Source organism: Pseudomonas sp. Sample_9 (assembly GCF_004307535.1).
GTDB classification, from domain to species: domain Bacteria; phylum Pseudomonadota; class Gammaproteobacteria; order Pseudomonadales; family Pseudomonadaceae; genus Aquipseudomonas; species Aquipseudomonas mercuritolerans.
On record NZ_RAZO01000405.1, the window covers coordinates 1 to 5,739 of the forward strand.

The following is a 5,739-nucleotide window of genomic DNA, read 5'->3' on the forward strand; positions in this document are numbered from 1 at the left end:
CTGACGCACAGCAAAGGGATAAATCGGCTGAAAAGCGTTTCACCGTCCACTCAAACGGGACAATCATTCGAGGCCCGCTCTGATTAGATACACCACAGTACAAATGATGTACCTCAGCCCCCATTTATCAACTCGGCGCAACTTCCTAAAGTCTCCTCCAACAGCCACCCGCCATCCTGACGGGCCAGCGACAGAGGAAATCATCATGAGCACATCGAAAAAAGTAGTTGTCATCACCGGCGCCTCGCAAGGCATTGGTGCAGGTCTGGTCGAAGGCTTTCGCGCCCTTGGCCATCAAGTGGTCGCCACCTCGCGCTCGATCAAAGAGTCGAGTGACCCGGATGTCCTGACCGTCGCCGGCGACATTGCCGATCCGCAAACCGCCGAGCGCGTGATTCGCGCCGCTGTTGCCCGCTTCGGTCGCGTCGATACGCTGGTCAACAATGCCGGGATCTTTCTCGCCAAGCCGTTTACCGCTTACAGCCAGGCGGACTATGCCCAGGTCGTGGCGACCAACATGAGCGGCTTCTTCTACATCTCGCAACTGGCCATCGCCGAGATGGAAAAACACGGCAGCGGCCACGTCGTCAGCGTGACCACCAGCCTGGTCGATCATGCAATCGACGGCGTGCCTTCGGTATTGGCGTCGCTTACCAAGGGCGGCATCAACGCCGCGACCAAATCCCTGGCCATCGAGTACGCCAAGCGTGGCATTCGGGTCAACGCCGTGTCGCCGGGCATCATCAAGACGCCGATGCACGCTGAGGAAACCCATCAGGCGCTGGGCAGCCTGCACCCGGTCGGCCACATGGGCGAAATCGACGACATCGTGCAAGCGATCCTCTACCTCGACGGGGCAAATTTCGTCACTGGCGAGATCCTGCATGTCGACGGTGGCCAGAGCGCCGGCCATTGATCGAAACCCTGCAACGCCGCCCGGTGGATACCGGCGGCGTCGTTGGTTGTGGTACACAGAGGATGAACGTCCGTCGATCCTCGGTGCGAGCCACAATGAAACGCCATTTTGAAGATTTGCAGTTAGGCAGTATCGAACTGTTCTGCCTGGCCGCCGAAGCCGGCAGCTTCACCGCCGCCGCGCAACTCGCCGGGGTCACGCCGGCCGCAGTGAGCCGGTCGATTCTGCGTCTGGAGCAACGCCTGGGTTCGCGACTGTTCGCGCGCACCACGCGCAGCATTCGCCTCACCGACGCCGGCCGGAGCTTCTTCGAACAATGCAGCCAGGCGCTGACGCAACTGGTTGAAGCGCAGCAGGAAGTCATGGGTGCGCAGACTTCGCCGTCGGGGCGACTGCGCATCAGCCTGCCTACCACCTACGGGCATCACCGCATCCTGCCGCTGCTGCCGAAATTTCGCGCGTTGTACCCCGAGGTCACGGTCGACGTGCACTTGGGCAACCGCAATATCGACTTCGTTGAAGAGGGCTACGACCTGGCGATACGCGTGCGCGCACAACCGGACTCGACCCTGATCGCGCGTTTGCTGGAAGACGCCGCCCTGGTGGTGGTCGCCGCCCCCGAATATCTGCATAGAGCCGGCACGCCGCAGACGCTGGACGATCTCATCGCGCATGAGTGCATCCAGTTCGAATTGCCCAGCAGCGGGCGGCGGATTTCCTGGCTGTTTCAGGAAAACGGCCGGGACCTGGAAGTGATTTCCGACGGTGGCTATTCCTGCTCCGATGACGTGCTCGGCGGTGTGACGCTGGCCAAGCACGGCGCCGGGCTGTTTCAGACTTACCGTTTCATCGTCGAGCAGGAACTCGCCGATGGCCGCCTGATCGAAGTGCTGCAACCGTACGCCGGACGTTCGCGCCCCTACACCCTGCTCTACCCGCACGGCCGCTACGTGCCGCAGCGGGTGCGGGCGTTTGTGGATTTTCTGCTGGGGTTTCGTGATGAATGGGCGGGCCACCCGCGGTAATCAGCCAGTCTGACGCAGGCGGCTGAGTTCCTTGGACGGCGGGCAGCCGAACTGGCGGTTGTATTCGCGGCTGAACTGCGAAGCGCTTTCGTAGCCGACGCGGTAGCAGGCGCTGGACACGTCCAGCCCTTCATTGATGATCAGCCGCCGCGCCTCTTGCAGGCGCAGCTGTTTTTGATATTGCAGCGGGCTCATGGCGGTGACGGCTTTGAAGCGGTGATGCAGCGCCGAGTTGCTCAGGTTGGCCACCTGCGCCAGCGCGTCGATGCGCAGCGGTTCGGTGAAATTCTTGTTCAGCCAATCGATAGCGCGCGTGACCCGGTGGGTCTGCGAATCGTTGACGGCGATTTCATACAGCAGATGCCCGTGCTGGCCGCGCAGCAGGCGGTAATACACCTCGCGCAACGCCATCGGCGCGAGCATGCCGATGTCGCGCGGATTATCCAGCAGGCGCACCAGACGCAGCATGGTGTCGAGCAGGGTCACGTCGATCTTGTCGAGAAACATCCCGCGCCCGGCGTCCTGCGGCATGCCGGTCAGCGGCGACTCGGCAATCAGTTGCGTCAGTTGCGCCGGATCGAAATCCAGCCGTACGCAAAAATACGGCGCCTCGGGCGAGGCTTCGATCACTCGTCCGGACACCGGCAACGTCACCGACACCACCAGGTAATTCAGCGGGTCGTAGAGGAAACGTTCGTCACCCAGCCCGACTTCCTTGCGCCCCTGCACGATCAGGCACAGCGCCGGCCGGTGCACCACGTGAATCAGCTCGGACGGGCCATCAAGACGGATCACATGCAGCGGCGCAATCGCCGTTTCGTAGGTGCCCGGCGCGTCAAAGCGTTGAGTCAGCAGGCGCACCAGTTCGGCGCGATACACCGCCGTGTCGTGGAGGATGGAAGCGTCGTGGTTATCCATGCAAGGGGCCTCGAAAGCAGACGAAGGTGGGTCAACTGCGGAGGAAGATTAGCCAGTTTTACCCAGCGGCGACTAGATCAAAGATGCTGCAGATTTGCCTGATTCTGCGTGCTCGTGTTCGTGGCAAAGCCATGGGCGCGTTATCACACGCGCCCTTGGCTTCTCACGCCACTATCAACCCGCCGTTACCGTCATACCGCCATCGGCCATGACCACCGAGCCGACCATGAAACTGGCGCGCTCGGAGGCAAGAAAGGTGACGATTTCGGCAATTTCCTCCGGCTGCGCCGCCCGACCGATCGGCGCCGCTTCACCGTGTTGCGCGAGGAAACCCGGGCCATCCTCGACCACGTCATTAAGGATATTAGTCACCACATCGCCGACGCCGATGGCATTGACGCGAATGCCGTGCTCGATGACTTCCAGGGCCAGCGTGCGGGTCAATTGTGCCAGCGCACCTTTGGAAGCGGTGTAGGCGGCAATGGTCGGAAAGGCAAAGTACGACGCATAGGAAGCGATATTGACGATCGCGCCGGACTTGTTCGGGATCATCGCCTTGACCGCTTCGCGGCAGTGCAGGAAGGCGGCCGTGGCATTCACTGCCTGGATCTTTTCCCAGTCGTCGCGGCTCATGTCGATCACGGCTTTGTTGATAATGATCCCGGCGTTGTTGACCAGAATATCCAGGCGCCCGAACTGCTCGACGGCAAGGCCGACTGCGCGTTCGGCGGCGCCGTCCTCGGTGATGTCCGCCACCAGCGGCACCAGATCGGGACGAGCCAGTTCTTCGACAGCCGGGTTGAGGTCTTCGGCAATCACCTTGGCGCCGCGAGCGTGCAGCATCAACGCAATCGCCTTGCCGATGCCACTGGCCGCGCCAGTGACCAGTGCAACTTTACCGGCGACTTCTTGTGGCAGGGTGTGGTTGAAATCAGTCATGGTTTTAACTCCTCGATAGCGAATCGGTGTTGCGCCTGATGGCGCGGTCGTCAACACGGCTTCACTGTCGCGCACTGTCCGCCGCCGGGCTTTCGGGCGATTGCCGGGACTGTCGGAGTTTTGCGCTGGAATTTCTCATTCGCCCGCCCTAACCTTCAAAATCATTCGCAGCCAAAGCTTTTGATGGAGCGTTCTGTGCCCTCTGCCAGCCCCGCTACACCGACAATCAGCCAGCCCGCGCGCATCGCCGCCGAAGCCATGCCGGAGCATCTGCCCGGTATTGCGGAAACGACCACGCCCCGGCCGCAGATCAAGGATGCAGTGGTGCAGCTGTTCCGCCATCAAACTCTGCTCGAACCGATCCGCGTGCCATGCGTGGCCGAACCGTTGCTGGTGCTGGTATTGGCCGGCTCGGCCCGGGTCGAAGAACGTTCGTTGGGTGGAGAATGGCAGGCAAGCCAGGTCACGGCGGGCGATTTCTTCCTGACCAACACCCGCGAACCCTACGAGATGCGCTGGCAGACCGAAGGCTGCGAGGTATTCGAAGTCATGCACCTCTACCTCGGCCTAGGCCTGATCGAACAAGCGGCCCGCGAAGCGTTCGGCGAACAGGCCGGTGCAGTGACGTTTGTCGATGTTTCTGGTGCGCGTGACGAGCAGGTCAGCTTCATCCTTGAGCAACTGCGCATCGAACTGACCGAACAGCGCCAACCCAGCGCACTGCTGGTGCACAGCCTGGCTCAGGCGTTGGCGATCCATCTGCTGCGTCATTACCTCGACCCCGACAGCAACCCGCGCCGCGACAACGCCCTGCCCGCCTACAAACTGCGCCGGGTGATCGAAGCCATGAATGCGAATCTGGCGGAGGATTTCAACCTCAGTCATCTGGCCGCCATCGCCGGGCTGAGCGACTACCACTTCAGCCGAACCTTCAAGCGCGCTACCGGTTTATCGCCCTCGCAATACTTCATCCGCCTGCGCATGAGCCGCGCTCGCCATCTGTTACTGGAGACCGCCCGCAGCGTGATCGATATTGGTCTGGAGGTCGGCTACTCCAGCCCCAGCCACTTTTCCCAAGTGTTCCGCCGCGAAGTCGGCGTCACCCCGAGCGCCTATCGCGACGCGCCACGCGGGGCCTGAAAATCTGTCGAAAAGCGATGCAGCAGAATTGGGCAAATTCCGTGGAGGAATCGATTAATAGCCCATGAGCCGCCGCACTTAATCTTCTTCCAAGCCCACTCCCGGGCACACAGAAGAGGACGACATCATGCTGAACATTCAAGACAAAGTGATCGTGATTACCGGCGCCAGCAGCGGCATCGGCGAAGCCACCGCACGCCTGCTCGCCGAACGTGGCGCCAAAGTGGTGTTGGGCGCACGGCGCACCGAGCGTCTGGCGCTGATTGCCGAAGAGATCAATGGCGCAGGTGGCGACGCGCAGTTCAGGGCGCTGGACGTCACCGATCAGCAGGATGTGCAAAGCTTCGTTGATTTCGCCGTCGAGCATTACGGCCGCGTCGATGTGCTGGTCAACAATGCCGGCGTCATGCCGTTGTCCCGACTGGACGCACTGAAGGTCGATGAGTGGAACCGCATGATCGACGTCAACATCCGTGGCGTGCTCCACGGCATCGCCGCCAGCCTGCCGTTGATGCAGCGCCAGCGCGCCGGGCAGATCATCAACATCGCCTCGATCGGCGCCTACGCGGTCAGCCCGACTGCGGCGGTGTACTGCGCGACCAAATACGCCGTACGGGCGATTTCCGAAGGCTTGCGCCAGGAAGTCGGCGGCGATATTCGCGTCACCGTCATCGCACCGGGCGTGACCGAATCGGAACTGGCCGAGAGCATTTCCGATGAAGGCGGCCGCGCCGAGATGAAGTCTTTCCGCAAGATCGCCATCCCCGCCGAAGCCATCGCCCGCGCGATTGCGTATGCCGT

At 61.8% G+C, this 5,739-nt stretch carries 6 protein-coding genes; 4 read left to right on the forward strand and 2 right to left on the reverse strand.

What is annotated here, in order from left to right:
* Positions 1-205: 205 nt before the first annotated feature.
* Positions 206-916 carry an SDR family NAD(P)-dependent oxidoreductase gene (locus D6877_RS23285; RefSeq protein WP_016774234.1) on the forward strand — a complete coding sequence of 237 codons (711 nt, stop codon included), beginning with the start codon at positions 206-208 and terminating at the stop codon, positions 914-916.
* Positions 917-1,011: 95 nt separating this feature from the next.
* On the forward strand, positions 1,012-1,941 hold the full coding sequence (locus D6877_RS23290) for a LysR family transcriptional regulator (protein ID WP_016774233.1): 930 nt from the start codon (positions 1,012-1,014) through the stop codon (positions 1,939-1,941).
* Here the strand turns inward: D6877_RS23290 and D6877_RS23295 are convergent, their stop codons facing one another.
* Positions 1,942-2,859, reverse strand: a complete 918-nt coding sequence (locus D6877_RS23295; protein WP_130912257.1) for an AraC family transcriptional regulator — start codon at positions 2,857-2,859, stop codon at positions 1,942-1,944. It lies immediately after the preceding gene.
* A gap of 174 nt (positions 2,860-3,033) precedes the next feature.
* Positions 3,034-3,798, reverse strand: coding sequence for an SDR family oxidoreductase (locus D6877_RS23300; RefSeq protein ID WP_130912258.1), 765 nt, complete (start codon positions 3,796-3,798; stop codon positions 3,034-3,036).
* Positions 3,799-4,056: 258 nt separating this feature from the next.
* On the opposite strand from D6877_RS23300, the gene D6877_RS23305 reads away from it, so the two are divergent.
* Positions 4,057-4,938: an AraC family transcriptional regulator gene (locus tag D6877_RS23305; protein ID WP_130912260.1), complete on the forward strand. Its 882-nt coding sequence runs from the start codon at positions 4,057-4,059 to the stop codon at positions 4,936-4,938.
* 127 nt (positions 4,939-5,065) lie between these two features.
* On the forward strand, positions 5,066-5,739 hold a 674-nt coding region (locus D6877_RS23310), incomplete at its 3' end, for an SDR family oxidoreductase (RefSeq protein ID WP_130912259.1).

Coding starts and splice junctions, on each gene's coding strand:
- D6877_RS23300 (WP_130912258.1), bottom strand. CDS start 3,798: ATGACTGATTTCAACCACACCCTGCCACAAGAAGTCGCCGGTAAAGTT.
- D6877_RS23285 (WP_016774234.1), top strand. CDS start 206: ATGAGCACATCGAAAAAAGTAGTTGTCATCACCGGCGCCTCGCAAGGC.
- D6877_RS23290 (WP_016774233.1), top strand. CDS start 1,012: ATGAAACGCCATTTTGAAGATTTGCAGTTAGGCAGTATCGAACTGTTC.
- D6877_RS23295 (WP_130912257.1), bottom strand. CDS start 2,859: ATGGATAACCACGACGCTTCCATCCTCCACGACACGGCGGTGTATCGC.
- D6877_RS23305 (WP_130912260.1), top strand. CDS start 4,057: ATGCCGGAGCATCTGCCCGGTATTGCGGAAACGACCACGCCCCGGCCG.